The 17,406-nt window shown below is 60.8% G+C and carries 21 protein-coding genes and 2 pseudogenes; 17 read left to right on the top strand and 6 right to left on the bottom strand.

Annotated elements, in window-relative coordinates; all coding sequences use genetic code 11:
- Positions 1-260: 260 nt before the first annotated feature.
- Both YU9_RS0136320 and YU9_RS48485 read right to left on the bottom strand, forming a co-directional pair.
- Positions 261-1,241 carry a hypothetical protein gene (locus YU9_RS0136320; RefSeq protein ID WP_027577125.1) on the bottom strand — a complete coding sequence of 327 codons (981 nt, stop codon included), beginning with the start codon at positions 1,239-1,241 and terminating at the stop codon, positions 261-263.
- A gap of 597 nt (positions 1,242-1,838) precedes the next feature.
- Positions 1,839-2,036: a hypothetical protein gene (locus tag YU9_RS48485; RefSeq protein WP_156952329.1), complete on the bottom strand. Its 198-nt coding sequence runs from the start codon at positions 2,034-2,036 to the stop codon at positions 1,839-1,841.
- A gap of 7 nt (positions 2,037-2,043) precedes the next feature.
- Between YU9_RS48485 and YU9_RS0136310 the strand changes: the two genes are divergently transcribed.
- The 10 genes and pseudogenes from YU9_RS0136310 (at position 2,044) to YU9_RS44900 (ending at position 10,655) form a co-directional block, all read left to right on the top strand.
- On the top strand, positions 2,044-2,364 hold the full coding sequence (locus tag YU9_RS0136310) for a hypothetical protein (protein WP_027577124.1): 321 nt from the start codon (positions 2,044-2,046) through the stop codon (positions 2,362-2,364).
- Between the two features lie 28 nt (positions 2,365-2,392).
- A complete protein-coding gene (locus tag YU9_RS46815) occupies positions 2,393-3,496 on the top strand; it encodes a hypothetical protein (protein ID WP_051380642.1) in 1,104 nt (367 codons plus the stop codon).
- A 27-nt stretch (positions 3,497-3,523) separates the two neighbouring features.
- Positions 3,524-4,209, top strand: a pseudogene (locus YU9_RS43675) (methyltransferase).
- Positions 4,210-4,555: 346 nt separating this feature from the next.
- Positions 4,556-5,410, top strand: coding sequence for a DUF3883 domain-containing protein (locus tag YU9_RS0136290; protein WP_027577123.1), 855 nt, complete (start codon positions 4,556-4,558; stop codon positions 5,408-5,410).
- Between the two features lie 336 nt (positions 5,411-5,746).
- Entirely contained in the window at positions 5,747-6,037 is a 291-nt protein-coding gene (gene hxsA2, locus YU9_RS49620) for a His-Xaa-Ser repeat protein HxsA2 (RefSeq protein ID WP_027577122.1), read from the top strand.
- On the top strand, positions 6,021-6,371 hold the full coding sequence (locus YU9_RS43670; protein ID WP_156952328.1) for a hypothetical protein: 351 nt from the start codon (positions 6,021-6,023) through the stop codon (positions 6,369-6,371). The genes hxsA2 and YU9_RS43670 overlap by 17 nt, the downstream gene beginning before the upstream one ends.
- A gap of 17 nt (positions 6,372-6,388) precedes the next feature.
- Positions 6,389-7,837 carry a His-Xaa-Ser system radical SAM maturase HxsB gene (gene hxsB / locus YU9_RS0136275; protein WP_027577121.1) on the top strand — a complete coding sequence of 483 codons (1,449 nt, stop codon included), beginning with the start codon at positions 6,389-6,391 and terminating at the stop codon, positions 7,835-7,837.
- Positions 7,834-9,042, top strand: coding sequence for a His-Xaa-Ser system radical SAM maturase HxsC (gene hxsC, locus YU9_RS43665; protein WP_084299195.1), 1,209 nt, complete (start codon positions 7,834-7,836; stop codon positions 9,040-9,042). Before hxsB ends, hxsC begins: the two co-directional genes overlap by 4 nt.
- A 145-nt stretch (positions 9,043-9,187) precedes the next feature.
- Positions 9,188-9,532, top strand: coding sequence for a KTSC domain-containing protein (locus YU9_RS0136265; protein WP_027577120.1), 345 nt, complete (start codon positions 9,188-9,190; stop codon positions 9,530-9,532).
- An 85-nt stretch (positions 9,533-9,617) separates the two neighbouring features.
- Positions 9,618-10,655, top strand: a complete 1,038-nt coding sequence (locus YU9_RS44900) for a hypothetical protein (protein ID WP_027577119.1) — start codon at positions 9,618-9,620, stop codon at positions 10,653-10,655.
- 259 nt (positions 10,656-10,914) lie between these two features.
- Here YU9_RS44900 and YU9_RS0136250 read toward each other — a convergent pair whose 3' ends face one another.
- Positions 10,915-12,597 carry a DNA polymerase/3'-5' exonuclease PolX gene (locus YU9_RS0136250; RefSeq protein WP_027577118.1) on the bottom strand — a complete coding sequence of 561 codons (1,683 nt, stop codon included), beginning with the start codon at positions 12,595-12,597 and terminating at the stop codon, positions 10,915-10,917.
- Entirely contained in the window at positions 12,598-12,798 is a 201-nt protein-coding gene (locus YU9_RS0136245) for a hypothetical protein (protein ID WP_245266688.1), read from the bottom strand. It abuts the gene before it with no gap.
- A gap of 202 nt (positions 12,799-13,000) precedes the next feature.
- Here YU9_RS0136245 and YU9_RS43655 point away from each other — a divergent pair.
- Positions 13,001-13,183: pseudogene (locus YU9_RS43655) on the top strand (DUF3606 domain-containing protein); the annotation flags it as partial.
- A 16-nt stretch (positions 13,184-13,199) separates the two neighbouring features.
- Here the strand turns inward: YU9_RS43655 and YU9_RS0136235 are convergent.
- Positions 13,200-14,099, bottom strand: coding sequence for a 3'-5' exonuclease (locus tag YU9_RS0136235; protein ID WP_027577116.1), 900 nt, complete (start codon positions 14,097-14,099; stop codon positions 13,200-13,202).
- 257 nt (positions 14,100-14,356) lie between these two features.
- On the opposite strand from YU9_RS0136235, the gene YU9_RS43650 reads away from it, so the two are divergent.
- The 3 genes from YU9_RS43650 to YU9_RS0136220 all read left to right on the top strand — a co-directional run bounded on the left by YU9_RS43650 (position 14,357) and on the right by YU9_RS0136220 (position 16,055).
- The gene (locus tag YU9_RS43650) at positions 14,357-14,914 is read left to right on the top strand and encodes a hypothetical protein (protein WP_051380639.1); all 558 of its coding nucleotides are present in this window, start codon (positions 14,357-14,359) and stop codon (positions 14,912-14,914) included.
- Between the two features lie 382 nt (positions 14,915-15,296).
- Complete coding sequence (locus YU9_RS0136225) at positions 15,297-15,659, top strand: PRC-barrel domain-containing protein (protein WP_027577115.1); 363 nt, start codon at positions 15,297-15,299, stop codon at positions 15,657-15,659.
- A 9-nt stretch (positions 15,660-15,668) separates the two neighbouring features.
- Positions 15,669-16,055 (top strand): response regulator, encoded by a 387-nt coding sequence (locus tag YU9_RS0136220; protein WP_027577114.1) that lies wholly within the window; start codon positions 15,669-15,671, stop codon positions 16,053-16,055.
- Positions 16,056-16,107: 52 nt separating this feature from the next.
- Here the strand turns inward: YU9_RS0136220 and YU9_RS0136215 are convergent, their stop codons facing one another.
- On the bottom strand, positions 16,108-16,308 hold the full coding sequence (locus tag YU9_RS0136215; protein ID WP_027577113.1) for a hypothetical protein: 201 nt from the start codon (positions 16,306-16,308) through the stop codon (positions 16,108-16,110).
- 169 nt (positions 16,309-16,477) lie between these two features.
- On the opposite strand from YU9_RS0136215, the gene YU9_RS50875 reads away from it, so the two are divergent.
- From YU9_RS50875 to YU9_RS0136200, 3 genes are all read left to right on the top strand, one after another.
- Positions 16,478-16,603: a hypothetical protein gene (locus YU9_RS50875; protein WP_256375939.1), complete on the top strand. Its 126-nt coding sequence runs from the start codon at positions 16,478-16,480 to the stop codon at positions 16,601-16,603.
- Between the two features lie 107 nt (positions 16,604-16,710).
- Complete coding sequence (locus YU9_RS49400) at positions 16,711-16,878, top strand: hypothetical protein (protein WP_198028356.1); 168 nt, start codon at positions 16,711-16,713, stop codon at positions 16,876-16,878.
- A 333-nt stretch (positions 16,879-17,211) separates the two neighbouring features.
- A partial coding sequence (locus tag YU9_RS0136200) for an IS630 transposase-related protein (protein ID WP_027577112.1) occupies positions 17,212-17,406 on the top strand: 195 nt, incomplete at its 3' end.

The following is a 17,406-nucleotide window of genomic DNA, read 5'->3' as shown; positions in this document are numbered from 1 at the left end:
CGCGCAGAACGAAGGATTCTCCCGATACGCCAGGAGCATCTGTGCTCGCGATACCCGGCTCGCCAGCTCGGTTCTCGACCGCGAAAGAGCCGCCAAAGTCGCTATCTCTTCATCACTCATTGCCAGTTCGACCGCTCGCCGCCATCCTGCCATGGTACAGCTCCTCGTTTCGCCGACCGCAAACGAGGAATCCGCCAACAACCCGTCCGTTCCACCAATTCAGCCCGCTCCATGTCCGCAGGTTTCACGGAATCGGTCGTCTAGCTCGCCCGCCGATACTCCCAAATACAATTCAGCAAAGTCTCATCGAGATCGGGCAGTGGCAAAAGGGTCATGCCCTGATTGAGATCGTCGCGAAAGAACAATCCATTGTGTCGCGCCACCAATTTGCGCCTTATTCCGTCATTCTGATCCGCCCACCGTGCTAGGCCGGCGAAGCTCTCCGGTGAGAGAAACGCGTTCACATCATCATAGATCTCCGCACAGCGTTGCAGATCCTCAAACGCCCGTTCGACCGCCTTGCGGCGTTTGGTCATGTCAAGGGACAGCGCCTTCTCGAACGAGTGGTCCTTGACGCTCTGGATCGCTTGGGCGACCGCTCGATGCGTGTGCAAGGAATCGAAGAAGGCTCGGCCAACCAGAGTACCGACTGTTACCTCTTGGTAGGTAAACCGGTCTTTGCTGCCATCGTCGTCGCGGGCGAGAGCCTGTTGAAACGATGAAGTACGAACCTTGCGGTGGATGGTAAGCCTACCGTCTCCGCGCTTTGCAACTTCGGTGAGCCGTGACGCGACCTCCCCGAAGATCCGCGAGAACGCAGCCTTTCGCCCCTCAAGCTGTTCGAATACCCGAAGCCACTGCTGCAACTTTTCCTGTAGTTGCCCCCGGATCATCGTCAGGCGGTCATACATCAGGAGTTCGTACTGATGATCGCTCCTCAGCCGCAAACGCTTCTCGGCGTCCTGCCAACTTGCGCCGAACTTCTTCTGACCGCATGCGCTGCCGACCAGCACACGGTCACCAGTCGTCAACGCGGCGGTAAATCCCCTTTTGTGTCGGTGGCCTTTACAGACGACGCAGAAAGCCTTCTCCGTCGGGAAGCGTTCAAATTCGTAGATATTCAGAATGTCGAGCAACTTGGCATGCTCGGGAACGTAGTTGATTAGGTCGCGCTGATCGTATGGGTCCGTAAGTCGGAAGACGGTATTGCGGATCAAGTCGGTATTGATAGCACCTGCCATTGTCGGATTTCTCCTTGGCCGTTTATGCGATCACGTTGCCCGCCGTCTTTCTGTCCGAGGGGCAGGGACTCGACGTACTCTTGCAGGGCAGGAATCGGAATGCGTGATTTCATGCCGCTCGGGCGACGAATCGTTGGCCCGAATCGCATCTTACCAGTTCGCGACGCGGCAGACGTTAGCAGTAGGTTGATATTCCCCGACTTAGGCCGGCGTCGCCTCGTCGTAGAAAACGAGGCTACACAGCATTCGCTTTCGAATTCGGGGTAGTTGGGTGCCGACTCAAAGGAAACTGCTCGGGCAGGCAATTCCGCCGACGACATTGGGTCTTGGTCCGCTGATCGGGTCTAGTTGGAGGTTAGAGCCTGCAGGGGGCAGAGAGAGGCAGATAGAGTGGGACTCTCATCCCCCTGGCCGCGGTTGCGCGTAATCCGCCGGAAAACAAGGATTCCTGGAAAGCCCGGCCCTGATTTGTGACCACCAGCGTGTACCACCGATCCGGTAGTTTTGTACCGTCAATCTCAGCTGTTTTCGAGGCAGTTCAGGAAGGTCGCGGGCGCCGCGATCTGCGTGGTGAATCCTACGCACCAACAGCGTTGGTTAGCCGTAGGACACCGGCGCCGTGTAGTAGGTCGTCGTGTAGCCGCCGCCCCATGGCGGCATCTGCGCCCAGCCGACATCGACGAGCTGAAGAGACTCCCTCAGGATAGTACCGGCCCTCGGACTCTGTTCGGCTAAAGTGTCGTTGCTGTCGCCCATTGGTTGCGATTTGATGTGGATGCACACTATCGGAGCCAATCCTCACATGTCCAAATCGGTCAGGCTCGGTCCGTCACTTGAGTTCGCTACCATTACGCTCGCGAAGAAGCACTTTGATCCGTTCCGGACGGAGGGAGTGTTGAACCAGGACGTGACGCAAGATCGGTTCGACCAGCTTAAGCTACTGTACGAACGATATTGCGCAATCACCCACTTCCCAGTGCCGTCCGCGGTGACAGGATTCTTTCCGACCATGGAAAAGAGGAGCGCGGGCTACACCCGTTGCCTCGGCGTCCGTTTCGCCGACGGTACCTCGACCACCTTCTCTCTCGACAAGGCCCTCAGCGCAATTGCATCGGCGCGGTAGCTCCCGAGCTTGATCGAAGAGCTACGTCATGAAGCTGCGCCGCGAAGCAAAAAGCCTGAAGGCAAAGGCAATTTCGTCACTGAAGATCGGCTTGGAAGCCTTCAATGGCTTCAGTGAGGATGGGCGAACGACAAAGACACTTCTTCATCTGCAGCACGCCTGTGAGATGCTTCTCAAGGCCTGCTTGGTCCAGCGTCAAGTCAACATCCAGGATCCCCAAAAAGGTCATTCGGTCGGGTTCAAAAAGTGCCTAAATCTTGCCCGAGAGCACTGCGGATTCAATGAAACCCAGGCCGGAGTGTTTCGGGCTGTCGACAGTATGCGCGATGGAGAGCAGCATTGGCTTATAACGGTACCCGAAGACGTCCTCTTTTTGCATGCACGGGGTCTCGTCACAGCCATCGACGAGGTCCTCGCACGGGAGTTCGGCGAAAAGCTCGCGGACCATCTGCCTACCCGAGTTCTCCCTGTATCTACGATGCCTGAGGCACAATTCGATGTCTTGGTGGATCGCGAATGTAAACTCATAAAGGAGCTGTTGGCTCCTGGAAGAAGGCAGCGCGACGAAGCGCGGGGACGCATAAGAACTCTGCTGTCGATGGAAGCGCATGTTGCTGACGAGGTGGAAATCTCGGAACGAGACATCACGCGGGTGGAAAAAGCTCTCAAGAGCAACAAGAATTGGGGCGACGTTCTCCCTCGTCTCAAGACGATGCAGACCGGCCTAACCGGTACAGCACTTGAGTTGAAGGTTCATTTCACGAAGAATCAAGGCATCCCGGTCCATCGCCTTGCGGCCGACGACCCTTCCAGCGCAGCGGCCGTTCGCGAAGTCGACCTTCGGAAGAAATATCGATACACGCCGACTGAACTGGCGCAAAGGCTTGGTCTGAACACGAACCAAAGCAAGACTTTACGAGAGATGCTAAAGATCGACCATGATCCCGTCATGTCACACGTTTTCGAATTCGGAAAATCGAGACATCCATGCTACTCCGACCAGGCATTGGCCAAGATGAAGGAGCAAAGGGCCTCGCCAGAGATCAAGGAAAAGCTCCAGGCTGAGATCCAGCGCAAGGCTGCCGAAGGCAGAGGGCGACGGCGGAAGAGCCCGCCTTCATCACGCGCTTGAGGTTAGGTCTTAGAAGAGTGCTTCCACTTGCCACCAAAAAGATCAGTCAGCCTCGTCGCCGACCCGCAATCCTTCATCCGCGCCAACACCCGGCTGCGGTCGGTGCCGCTGGTGCCGGAAATCGCGATCTTCCTCGCCGATGAATCGGTGCCGCTCTGGCAGCAGACCGAGGACGAGATGAACGAGGCCGGCCTTCCCCCGCCCTTCTGGGCCTTTGCCTGGGCGGGCGGCCAAGCGCTGGCTCGCTACGTGCTTGATCATCCCGATACCGTGCGGGACCGGCACGTGCTCGACATCGCTTCTGGCTCCGGTCTCGTCGGCATCGCGGCGATGAAGGCGGGCGGGTCGGGGTGACAGTGTCTGATATCGACCCCTTCGCGATCGCGGCGGCCGCACTCAATGCGGAGGTCAACCATGTTCACCTCACTTCGTGCGGCAAGGATTTGCTCGACACTCAACCAAACGACCGATGGCAGACCATCCTCGCGGGCGACATTTTCTATGAACGGGACACCGCAGCGCGTGCCTTCGCATTTCTGGCCGACCATGCGCGCGCTGGCGCGACCATCTTGATCGGCGACCCCGGGCGCACTTTCCTTCCGAAGGCAAAACTTGTCCGACTCGCCGACTATCGCGTACCGGTGACCCGCGACCTAGAAGACGCCGAGATCAAGCATACGGCGGTTTGGAGCATCTCGCCGAATTCTCCGTAAGCTGCTTTGCGCGGCGTCAGTCGTGCTTTCGATGAACTCAAGCGCGCAACAGCGCAAGCACCATCAGATCGAAGGCGGGGTCGAGGTCGCCGCGTTTGAGCGCCGCTTCTAGATTGCCTAGCGCAGATCGGGTAATCAGATCCGACAGCAGAAGGCGCCCGACGGGCCTACAGGGCTGCGGTATCCAGCCTAGTTGCGAGCGTGAGGACACTGTCATCTAGTTGCGCGGGCCGGTCTGCGAACGAGCGCAACTCGCGTGTCCCAGCACGTAACCTGTACGGGGCTTTTTGAAATTTGCGGATCGGCCGCTGCCTGGTAGGATTCTCGGCGAGCGGGGAAGCGATCAGTGGACAACGAGGGTGCACCACCGGGAGCCAAGGGGAGCAATTGGACGGCCGATCAGGCCGAGATCGTGGTCGCGAACTATTTCCTGATGCTTGAGCAGGACCGCGCCGGCGAAAGGGTCAGCAAGGCCGATCTGTACCGGAGACTGGCGACGGAGGTGGGTCGCTCCGAAAAGTCGATCGAGTGGAAGCTCCGCAACGTTTCCGCGGTTCTAGACGAACTCGGTATCGCCTGGATCCCGGGGTTGCTGCCCGCCCACAATTACCAGGACGCCTTGGTGGAAGCCGTCGAGGCGCAGCTGGCTTTGCATCCAGAGGTACTGAGTGACCCGGCGTCGATACAGCCGCGCTTCACGTCGGCGGGAGGGCCGGTGCTGGTTCAGCCGCCGGCATTTCTGAATTCGGACCTGCAGGAACATCATCCGGCGCTGCGGCGTCTGGTCCGCAAGTACGACCCGGCGGCCAGGGACGAGCTCAACCGCTCCCTGGGACGCGCCGGCGAGGAAATGGTGTTCCGGTTCGAATTCGATCGGCTGTGCCGAGCCGGCCGGCGTGACCTTGCGAAGGAGATGGATTGGCCCGCCGATCGCGGCGAAGACCATAGGGGCTACGACGTTCGGTCCTTCGAGTCGGACGGCGAGGAGAGGCTCCTTGAGATCAAGACTACCAACGGGCACGCGCGGACACAGTTCTGGCTGTCTCGCACCCAGTACGAAGTTGCCGCCCAGAATCCGTCGACCTACCGCGTCCGCAGGGTGTTCCACTTCCAGAATGGTGCCGAGATGTTCGACATCAAGCCGCCGCTCGATGCCGGCCTGCGGCTCATCCCGGACAAGTACGTGGCGGTGCCCAGGTGAGGCGGTTCATGCAGGGCACGGCCGGGAAGCCGCACGTCCGGATCGCCGGTTCCGTGGTCCTCAGCATAGAGGCCGTAACTGCTGGGACGTTCCGTTCCGCCGCTGATTGAGGCTGCTAATCAACCGCAGCGGCAGGGTACCGGCAAATTCCACCGGTTCGGACCAGAACGTCGCGCTCCCGCCGCTTTTCGAAACGGACCCAGCAAAGTCAATGGCGGGCAGGTTTCGCGCTGAGGACACCGGGGCCGGGCGCTCTCGGCCAATAGAACTATGGACTTCTCGCCCTCGGAAGTTGTAAGAGAGCCTATTCATTAAGCAAATTGACTGGGGGGCTATATGGCTGAGAAATCAAAAGTTGTGCTGTCGCTTGGCGCTGCGCTCGCATCGCTGACAGGAATGTCGGTTCAGGGCGCCGAGGCCAAGACGGTGGTTACCGATGATCGGACCTCGGTAGCGGCCGACATCACTGGCGATAAGCCTGAGGCAAATGCCTACTATCAGATTGGGGAAGATCTTCTTGGGTTCGTTATGACGAAGCAGGCCGATGGCACCATCGTCGCGGGACATAGTTCCCACGCGTCGCATGCTTCACATGCGTCCCACGCGTCCCATGCCTCCAGCCGCTAAGCTTCCAGCGGCGTCGCCGGTCGAGGTAGCTGTCGATTTCGATTCAAGCATCCAAAGCCTCAGTGCTTTGGATGCGGCAGCCTATCGTCTCATCGGAATGGCGAGCTGCCAGATTGACCGCGATGGCGACCGCTATGTTTGCCGCCTAGTGGCTTCTACAAATCCGCAAAAGGGAGCCGTGGTCAGTTCGGACGAGCTGAAGGAACGATTTCTAAATCTTGTCGCCGACGAAAACTTGCGGGCCCGTGTCGCTGAAAAAACCGAAGGCGTTCGGAACGTCATTCTTGCACTCGCCTTCGGAGCGCTGGCTGCGAACCAAAATGATGCCGGATAAGGTCCAGCGGGAGGGCCATGGCGCGGTTTTTACGTCCTGAGAGCTTCAGCGCGGCAACGGAAGATCTTTTGTTGCTGCCGTTCAATTTTGAACGCGCCGGAGCACACCAATATCTCGTCGCCAACATGGTTGGCGATTTCGTCCGCCTGTCTGAAGAGGAACTGAACCGGCTCGTCGACCTTCAGGTTCGGCCCGGCGACGGCCTCTACGAAAAAGCCTATGCCGCTCATCTGGTCACAGGAACGAACCAGAAGGCACAACGGCAGCTTTTAGCGGCTCGGCTAAGAAGCCGGATGTCGTTCCTGCAGCAGACGACCCCACTCCATATTTTCGTCGTAACGCTGCGGTGCGAACATTCTTGCCCTTATTGCCAGGTCTCGCGTCAAAGTACCGACCGCTCACGCTTCGACATGAACGAGCAAACCGCGATGAGTGCCCTCGACATCGCGTTCGCCAGCCCAACGGCACGGATCAAGATTGAGTTTCAGGGTGGGGAGCCACTTCTCAATTTTCCGCTGATCAGGAAGATTGTTGCCGCTGCGAAGCAACGGTCCGGCAAGCAACTCGACTTCGTCATCGCCTCAAACTTGGCTTTGTTGGACGACACCGTTCTGGAATTTTGCAAAGAGAACAACGTCCTACTCTCAACTTCCCTCGACGGTCCGGCCGACCTGCACAACAAGAACCGTCCCCGACCCGATGCAAACAGTCATGAACTAGCTGTTGCCGGAATCCGGCGAGCGAGGGAGATTTTAGGGCCCGACAGGATCGGGGCCTTGATGACTACCACGGAGGCGAGCCTCGACCGCGTCGATGAGATCATCGACGAATATCTCCAACTGGGGCTGGATGGCATCTTCCTGCGACCGCTTTCTCCGTTCGGATTTGCGATCAAAACGAAGCAGTTCGCCAAGTACGACGCGCAGAAGTGGCTTGCGTTCTACGAACGTGGATTGCGCCGGGTTCTGGAGATCAACCGACAGGGCACCCCGTTCCGGGAGTTCTACGCGGCGCTGCTTCTCACACGGATGCTCTCGGATCGACCCATCGGCTACGTTGACTTGCGCAGCCCCGCCGGCGCCGGCCTTGGCGCGCTAGTCTATAACTATGACGGCAGTGTTTTCGCTTCGGATGAAGGCAGGATGCTCGCCGAGACCGGTGACGACGCTTTCCGGCTCGGACACGTCGAGCACGACAGCTACAATTCGCTCATCCTGTCGGACAAGCTGATCGGCGCGATTTCGTCATCACTGACGCAGTGTGCGCCCGAATGCTCGACCTGTGTGTATGAGAGCCACTGCGGCGCGGACCCCGTCTATCATCACGCAACGCAGGGTGACGCCTTGGGAATCAAGCCGTTGTCGGCATTTTGCGCTCGGCAAAAAGGCATCATGGGTCTGCTGCTGGACATTCTGGAAAACTCTCCGGAAGATGCTGCCATCTTGCGACGATGGGCCGCCGCATGACCCTTCCTCTCTATGGCACAGCCTCGCAGAGCGCAGGATTTTCCTCCGACAAGGCGCGATCGATCCTCAGGCTCCGGTCGGTCGACAGTGCCGCCGAACGTCACGTGGCTGATTTCGCGATCGCCAGAACACCAGACGACATCCGGCGCGCGATAGAAGCCGATTGGCCTTCCATCCTTTTCGTCTCCGACGGCTCAATCGATCTGTGCGGCACGTTCACGGGACAGCTCGTCGCCGTGCCCCCGAAATATAACTATCTCGCGGATGGCGATGTGATCGGCTTCGATCACGCGTCCAGGAAATTCCGCACGCTGTATCGCCGGAATTCGGCGCACAACTCGTTTCTGGTCACGGAACGGTGCAACAATTATTGCCTGATGTGTTCGCAACCGCCGAAAAATGTCGATGACCGATGGATCCTCAGCGAAATCAGAGAAAGCCTGCCGCTCATCGACCCGGCGACGCGCGCGCTGACGTTCACCGGCGGAGAGACCCTGTCGGATTGGGAAGACTTCACCGCCGTCCTGAAGGAGTGCCGCGATCGCCTGTCGGCAACCGCCATCCAGGTGTTGACCAACGGACGGGCGTTCGCCGACTCGCGGATCGTCGATGCCTGGAAGGAGATCGGCCACCCGAACCTGATGGCTGCCATTCCGGTCTACGCCTCGGTCGATCATGTCCATGATCATGTCGTGCAGGCCAAAGGTGCGTTCGACGAGACGATCCTGGGTATTCTGAAGCTCAAGGACCGGGGGCAGCGGGTCGAAATCCGCGTCGTCCTGCATGCATTGACCGCGCCGATCATCGAGGACACGGGTCGGTGGATTGCCCGCAATCTGCCGTTCGTCGACCACGTCGCGTTGATGGGCCTCGAAAACACCGGCTTTGCAATTGCAAACGATACCATGCTTTGGATGGATCCAGTCGACTATGGTGACGGACTCGCGAGGGCCGTCGATCACTTGAGCGCCGCTGGCGTTAACGTGTCGGTGTATAATCTTCCCAAGTGTGTTCTTCCAAAGTCTGTCTGGCCGCACGCGCTCCAGTCGATCTCGGACTGGAAAAACGGCTTCGTGGAAGAATGCGATCGCTGCGACGCGAAGACCACCTGCAGCGGATTTTTTACGACCGGTCGCCCGCGGTTTAGCCGCGGTGTACGCGCGATCATCTCCCAACGAGACGAATCCACCGCCTTGGCAGGTTAGCAGGCTGCGGAGCCAGGAGACGGCACCACGAAGCGGGGCGCCTACATGTGTGAGAAGGAAGCAACCGCCGCTGAAGATCGCGCCTCGAAAACCGAAAAACATTCCGAGGCAAAATCCACAAGGTCTGGTTAAGGAGACATCTTGCATGTTTCGGTTTGTCGTCCTCATCGCTGCCTCTCTCGCCGGCGCCAGCTCGGCGGCGGCAGAGACCATCGACGTGAAATACTACGGCAAGCTGGATCTTGGGCCCTTCGCCTGCACCGATGTCACGCGAAGCAGCTTCATCAACAGAGCGTGCTACGACAAGTCCCAGCAGTTCATGGTGGTGCAATTGAGGTCGGTGTATTACCCCTATTGCGAGATGTCCCCCGCGACCTTCGAGGCCTTTTTGGCAGCACCATCGATGGGCCAATTCTATAACGCCAACATCAAGGGGCCTGGCTCGGACGGACCTTTTGACTGTCGCACGCATCGCGTTCCTAAATACTAGATCCCCTTTGGGCAAGTAGGCTCCGTGAGCCCGGAGAAATCGCACTCAAGTTGCGCACATATCGAGTAGTGGGGAGGCGCGAGTTATGGAAGGCATTGCGATCTTAGCTCTAATTGCAGCGTTCTTGCCGTTCTTGGTTTCGTTGGGCGGAAGAGGCGGCGTGTGGAAATTTCTATCATTCTTATTTTGCTGTTTTTCCATCGCCGGCGCCGCATCGATTGTTGGCGTCGGAGGAAGTATCCTGGCGTGGGTAGTAGCCTGGGTCTTTACGGCGATCGCGGCCAGCGCGCGCAGAAGCGAGGAGCGTTTTGCGAAATTGGAGCGCCGCTTGCTCGCGAAACAAGAGGCTGCGATCGCAGCATCGCCGGTTGAGCTTTTGATACGACAACATGAGCCCAGACAGCGATTCGTCACGCCGAGACAGATTCTCGCCCTGGTGCTGGTGTTCGGACTAGCTGCGACATTGATTTTATTCGGCGTTACTTCCGACCAAGCTACGACTTCCTCGAAGCACCACACGGCGACAGAAAATGCCAGCGGCACCGCTGGCGTCCAGTCAGAATCCTCCATGGCCAACGCAAGCTTCGCAGGGAAGGCGAACAAGTCGCTCGAAGCGGTCATCATTGCGAGATCGGACGGCAGCGCGTCTCCGGCAATTGTCGGCGTGACGAATCTTCCGGACGATACAAAACTGATGATCGGGCTGCGTCGTAAGGAGGCCAATTATTTCGCGCAGGCACATGCGATCGTGGAAGGCGGTCAATTCAGATCAGAGAGATTCACCGCGCTTGGAAAGCCCTTGCCACCGGGCAACTACCGGCTGGAGATTACGATGCCGGTGGCGTCTGTGCAGACTTCGGCCGTGCAGGATATCATAGGCAAGAACGGAGAGCGTTTAACGGGCAAGCTGGTCGAACGGTCCCCGCTAGGTATCGTCCTGAATAGCGTGACCGCCATCAATGTTGGGGGTCCTTCCTCTCGCGGAGCCGACGAAGCGGCGCGACGAGATAATGATGCACCCATGGAGAAATGGCGGAGAGATAGTTGCCAGCAGATCACTCAACTTTCGGCGGCTGGCAGATCAATCGCTGAGTGTATGGCTAAATTGAGCCAGAACAACTAACTCTGTGCGAAGAGAGAGGGGGGGGCTTGCCGGGCTCAGGGCAAGCGTTCGCGTGCTATGCAAAGTCCGCCGAGACCGTCACCGTGTCTTTGTTGTCGACGTCGCGCATCACGATCTTCAGCGCGACCTCGGATACCTTTCGCGCTTCGACCCGCGTTGATCCTCTCACGGTCCTGGATGAGTTTGTTGAAGTGATGCCCGCGATCGGCGGCATCCGGCACCACCCTTCCCTCTAGCGAGAGGCAGTGCGCCGAGGGCATTAGGCGGCGCGAGCAAGCGAGCGCCGCTTCTGGCGCAGGTAGCGCGTGATGTCCGCGAGCGTCATCGCGTTCAGGACCCGGTCGGCAGGCACGCCGCCCTTGCGGGCCATCACGACGCCCCAGCGCATGTGGTCGAGCTCGGGGATCGAGTGCGCGTCCGGATTGATGCTCAGCATGCAGCCGAATTCCAGCGCCGCCTGGTGCCAACGCCAGTCCAAATCTAGACGCCAAGGGTGGGCGTTGATCTCGACGATGACGTCGTGCTTGGCGCAGGCCCGCAGCACCTTTTCGACGTCGATTTCGTAGCCTGGTCGCCGCTGGAGCTGCCGCCCGGTCATGTGCCCGATGATTGTGGTGTGAGGATTGGCGATGGCGCGCAGCAGGCGCTGCGTCTGCGCCTTCCGGTCCAGTTTGAAACGACCATGGATGCTCGCGACTACGAAGTCGAAGCGCTCGAGCACGTCGTCCGGATAGTCGAGCGAGCCGTCCGCCAGAATGTCGGATTCGATGCCTTTGAGGATCCGGAAATCCTTGCCGAAGCGCTTGTTCAAGCGCTCGGCTTCTTTGTGCTGCTGCGCGATCTCTTCTACCGAGAGGCCGCCCGCATAGTGGGCAGACTTCGAATGGTCCGCGACCCCGAAATACTCGAAGCCGCGCTGGCGCGTCGCCTTGGCCATTGTCTCCAGGGTCTCGGTCCCGTCCGAGGCATCCGTGTGGCAATGAATGATTCCGCGCAGGTCGTTGTCGGTGACCAGCTTCGGCAGCTTCCCCTGCAAAGCCAGCTCGACCTCGCCGCGTCCCTCCCGGAGTTCCGGATCGATGAAGCGCAGCCCGATAGCGCGGTAGATGTCCTCCTCTTCGCCGGCGACCAACGTGCGGCCCTTATGCAAGCCGTCGGCTTCCAGGCGCATTCCCTTCTCGGCGGCCAAGGCTTGGAGCTGTTCGATATGAGCCGTGGAGCCGGTTGCGAACAGAAGCGTGGCGCCGAAGTGTTTGCGATCGGTCAGCAGAAACTGCAGTCCGTCGGCGGGGGACGGCTTCGGCGCTTTGGCCGCCTCTGGAGCTTCCGCAACGATCGCGAGGTCGGCGACGAGTTCGCAGCCTCGACGGAAATCGCCAGCGATCGTCACGCGCTTGAGCTCGGGACGGGACTTGCGGATCGAGTCCTTGGCATCCGCGAGCAGCGCGGCGGCGCGATGTAGGTGAAGGCGGCCTTCTCCGCTCTTCGCGATCGCCAGGTTCTGCAGGATCTTGGTCTGCAGCGCGGCGCCGAGTCCTTTCGCCTTCTTGATGCGGTCGTCGTTAGCGGCGGCCTCCAACTCCGCGAGGGAGGCGATGCCGAGATCCTTATACAGGCGCAGCACCTTCTCCGGACGAAGGCCGGGCACAGCGAGCATCTCGAGCACGCCCTCGGGGATCTCCTTCCGCAGCTTTTCGAGGCTGGGGTGAGAGCCCGTCCTGTGAAGCTTGGTGATGATGTCTGCGATGGCGTCGCCGACGCCCGGGATCTCCGTAAGACGATCTTCGGCGACGAGCACGTCCAGAGGGACGGCAAGTGCCGCCAAGCTGTCGGCGGCCCGGGAATAGGCTTTCGCCCGGTAGGGGTTGCCGCCTCGCAACGCGGTGCGCTGCGCGTACTCTCGCAGGAGACTTGCCACACCGCGAGCGTCGAGCAAAGGCATTCAGCGAGCCTCCCGGTCCGAGCTTTGCTGGGCCGCCGGAATAAGGCGACCGCCGGAGCGGTCACTTGGCCGCCCATCGAGAGAGCTCTCGAGCTTCTGAGCTGCGCGAAAGTCCTCGAGGTGCTGGATATTGGGGCCGTACGCGGCCTCTTTCTTGAGGAGATTGTAGATTCGCCCCGCGACCAGCTGCAGATGCTTCATCCTCCCCCGCGGCATCGATCTCGCCACGCAAAGAGCTCGGACAGCGTAGGCTCGGAAATAGTCGAATGCGTCTGACATGGTCCAGGTAAACGCCGGCTTTCGCCTATAGTTCGGTCGGGATCGACTGGCTACAAACTGGGAACCCCGCGAATCCTAGCGCCGTTTGCACTTGCATCATTCGCAAGAGGAGGAGCCAGTGTGAGCAGCGAAGAAGACAAAGACGGCGCGGGGACGCAAACAGGACCGAGCGCGGGTGGCCAAGGGCCAGGACTACGAAGTCAGGTACGAAGCGAAGAAGACCGGCCGCTCGGCATCGGCCGTGAAGAAGGCCGTCAAGAAGGTCGGCAACTCCCGCAAGCGCGTCGAGAAGCGTCTTGGCCGATAACGCCAGCAAGGCCGCGTCAGATTCGGCTGGAAAAACGCGTGAAGGCGGTCAGCCTCTGCACGGCGGGCTCGACGTCCTGCATGTAGATCTGGGTCCGCAGGAACGCGATCTCGTCGTCTAGGGCGACTTCGTCCACGTCTACGAACCAGGACTTGGGTCGCCCGTCGCTGCCGTCGTTCCAGCGGTAGCCCCTGCGCTTCAACGCATCCTTGAGCTCGAAAGCGGTCTGCTCCGCCCAGACCCGCATCGTCGGCTTGCGGGCGGTCTCGAGCAGGAGCGCGAGCGCCGGTGCCCCCGTGGCCGGAAGCTCGAACGCGAGGACCTCCAGCAGAGCGTGGCAGTCGTCGACGGCCCGGTGCGCCTGGTGGAAGAAGCCGGCGCCGTTCAGCAGATATCCGAGCTGCGCGCCTGCGAAGCCGTAAGCGCGCCAGTCGATCTCGGTCGCCGAGCAGGCCCAGGCCTTCTGCTCGAACACCGGCCAGTAGCGTTCGGTAAATTTCCGATCGAACCCGCTGTTGTGCGCGATAACCACGACCACCGAATCGTCAACGAAGGCGTTCACAGCGGCGTCGTCGATTTTGTGGCCGGCCACCATTTCGTCGGTGATGCGGGTGAGCGCCGTCACGTCGGGCGGGATCGGCGCGGATGGCTCGTTGAAGGCGGAGAACGTGTCGCGGACGCCGACGATCCGCCCGTCAGGCGTGTAGTCGAACTTGACCATCCCGAGCTCGATGATCTCGTCCTTGCCGTGGTCGAGGCCGGTTGTCTCGGTATCAAGCAGGATGCCGGTCCTGCATTCTTGGCCGATGATCGGCGGGGACGCTGGTCGAGGCACCAGGCGCTGCAACACCCGGAAGTCGGCCGACCGGTTCAAGGCCTCGGCCATGGCTGCTAGATCGGTCAGGTCGCGAAGCATCGGTTCTCGGAGATTCGGCTGTCCGGAGATCGGTGTGGCATAAGACAGGTCCATGAGGTACCGGAAAAACAAGCGATTCACGGCGTTTTCGGCCCATACCGAACCGACTCGGGCGAACTGCGGGCGTCGCATCGTGCAGCATGGCAAGTCCGAACCTCCGCCTACTGGCACGGCCGCCGTCCCGTTGCCTAGCCTTCGCGGTTCGGCGCGACTCGGATAGCCTCGGGCCGTCGTTCCCAGGCGTCGGGCGTCCCGCCATGGCCACCGGACCGAAGCCCACGAGGTCTGCGAAGAAGAAGCGCCGGCGCAAGCCGCGCGAGGAGATCGTCGACTACGTCGTGGCGATCGAGGACTGGGACTGGGGCTACTCGTTCTCGCTCAACTTGGAGCGGCAGCCGATCGACCCATACGACGAATTCCGCCACCTGCAGGTCCGGGGCAGGCTGCTGACACCGTCGGGGTTGAAGGCCGACAGGGCGGAGATCTCGCTGCTCCCGTCGTCCGACCTGGAAGAGGAGCGCCGCAAGGACCTGAAGCCGATCGCGCTCGGGTCGCTCCACGTCACCGAGGACGCCATCTTGGGCAACATCGGCATCCCGTGGGACGCTCTGACCGCGATCATGCAGATGCTTATCGCCGGCAAGTTCAAGTACGTGCTGATGCGGGGTGCCCGATTTCGGCACCGGAGCGCAAAGCTGAACAGCCTGCGGCTCGAGACCAAGCTGACCGAGGACGACCCGTTGCTCGATGAGGGAGCGCTTGATCCGGAGAGCGAGAGCTCGGGTCCTCGGGATGGCTCCGAGGATGGGCTCTGATTTCGAGAGAGGCCGCCGCCTTTGGCTATCCTCGCGGGCGCTAGTTCTGAATAGCGGGTCGTGAAACCTTTGGCTATCCGCGACAGGCGCCGTAGTTCAACGGCGGGCGACGGTCTCTCGGAGTGAATGGGGTACGCCAGGTATCGTTCCTCCGGCCTTCCGGCGATCTCCGGAACGGCATCCGGTCGAGCGCCGAACTACACGATCGCGCAAGGGCGAGGCTGGAGTCGTCAGCAATCCGCACGCGCAGGCCTTCGAGCCCGGGCACCTGAGCGGGGCGCCCGTCAGCTTCATCGGGTCGGGTTGCCCGCCAGGGCTTTCAGTCAGGAACGGTGAGATCATCGTGCGGTTGACTCCGGAGGACAACATCCCGGAGGTCAACATGGCCATGGAAGAGCGCGAGACGTTCAGTCTCATCGGAAGCGACAAGGTCGAGGGCACGAACGTGTACGGAGCGAACGGAGAGAAGGTCGGCTACATCGAGCGCGTGATGATCGATAAGGTCAGCGGCAAGGTGTCGTACGCGGTGCTCAGCTTCGGCGGCCTGCTCGGCATCGGCGATGATCATTATCCGCTGCCCTGGCAGGCGCTGAAATACGACACCAACCTCGGCGGCTACGTCACCGGCATCACTCAGGACCAGCTCCGCGGCGCCCCGAAATACGCCGACGAGAGCAGTTGGAATTGGAGCGACCCCGCGACCACGCGCTCCGTGAACGCCTATTACGGCGTGCCGGTGGCCTGAGGATTGAAAGTGGGTAGTGCCGTACGTGTCCTGGTCGTGGAGGATGAAGCCCTGATCTGCGGCTTCATCGAGGAGGCCTTGCTCGACGGCGGTTTCGAGGCCTGCCCGGTCCATTCGGGAGAAGCGGCCCTGTCCACCTTTCGCGACGGCCGCGAGGGATGTCGGGCGCTGCTCACGGACGTCAACCTGGGTGACGGCATCAGCGGATGGGAGCTGGCGCGGCAGATCAGGGAAATCACGCCAGACTTCCCCGTGCTCTACATGACGAGCGCCAGCGCGCCGGACTGGGAATCGCAAGGCGTCGACGGCAGCGTCCTAATCGAGAAGCCCTTTGCGCCAGCGCAATTGGCCGCCGCCGTCTCGCAGCTGCTCGGTGGCGCGACAGCGCCGGGTTGACTGGGAGATCGTCCGGAAACCGCGCTTCACAGGGCCGAAGCGGGTCCCGGTGTCAGGCTTCGCCGGAGCCGGAGAAGAGGACCGTCGGCGGGGTTGACCGCGGGGGCGGTGAGGGTCGTCCGTAGCTCGGTCCCGGTCTGCTCTTGAGTTCGTACCTTTGGGCCAGATCGAGAAGCCGCCGCTTGGTGAACGGGTCGGCCTTCTCCGCCAGATCGCGCGCCCGCTGCGCGAAGCCGCTGTAGAACTCTTCCATGACGCCACCCCACAACATCGCCGAACGCCGATCTTCGATGGTCGGTGAGGCTCACGTCAAGAGATCGCTTGTCCCCGCCTGGCAAAAGGCACTACCCTGACCGAGGCGGGGAAGCCAAATGTCGCTGCTGCATCCAATCCGGAAGCCGTGCCCGCACTGTGGGCGGCCGATGAAGCTTGTCCGCAACGAGGCCGACAGGGAGCGCTACGTCTGCCCCGATTGCGATGACGATCCGCTGCACGATCCCGCCGCCCGGAACTGGGTGGAAGGCCCGCTGCGGCCGCCGGCGAAATAGCGGTTCGGAAATCGCCCCCGGCACCCTCCGGGCGTCCCAGAGCCAGGCCTGGCAAGTTCGTTGTCGGCGCACCACCTCGTTTGTAGATGGCAAACGTGGGAGGCGCGATGTCGACGGTCGCAAAGCTGCTCGCGCGCAAGCAGGTGCTCCTGGAGCGACTGGAGGGCGACCCGGGGCCGAACGAGCGCGAGGAAATCCAGGCGCTGCTCGCCCAGATCGAGACGGCGCTGAATCTGCTCGAGCCGGGAGATGCGGCCGGTCCGAGCGACGAGTGAATGAATTCGCCGCCCGTCAGAGCCTGTTCAAATCGTAAGCTCGCCGGCGAGTTTGTCTTTAATGAAATCGGCCGCGGCGGCCGTATTGCTGCCGAGGCCGATCGTGCCGTCAAACCGCCCAAATGCTTTCGTCGTCCAACCCGCAGGTCCCGGACTTCGTTCCATCGAACGCGCCCGCGGGTCGCTCTCGGAGCCGATGCCGCACCTGCGGTCGGAAGTAAGGGGCGGAGCCCGGAGTGCCTAAAGCGGGATGGGGTTAGTTTGAATCGATTTGGGATTCCCAAATCAGTGTATTTCTGATTCACCATGCTGGCTGGGCGGAGGCCAGCATGGATGGGCAAGCCTTATTCTCTGGATCTACGCAAGCGTGTTGTGGCCGCGATCAAGGGCGGGATGTCCCGCAATCAGGCCGCCAAGCGATTTGGAGTGGCGATCAGCACAGCCATCGGCTGGATGCAGCGGGTCGAGAAGACCGGCAGCGTTGAGCCTAGCCAGATGGGCGGCTACAAGCCGAAGGCAATTTCGGGA

Origin of the sequence: Bradyrhizobium sp. WSM1743, assembly GCF_000473065.1 — a bacterium.
GTDB lineage: Bacteria > Pseudomonadota > Alphaproteobacteria > Rhizobiales > Xanthobacteraceae > Bradyrhizobium.
Note: the sequence above shows the minus strand (reverse complement) of the source record. Positions and strands in the feature narration are given on the sequence as shown.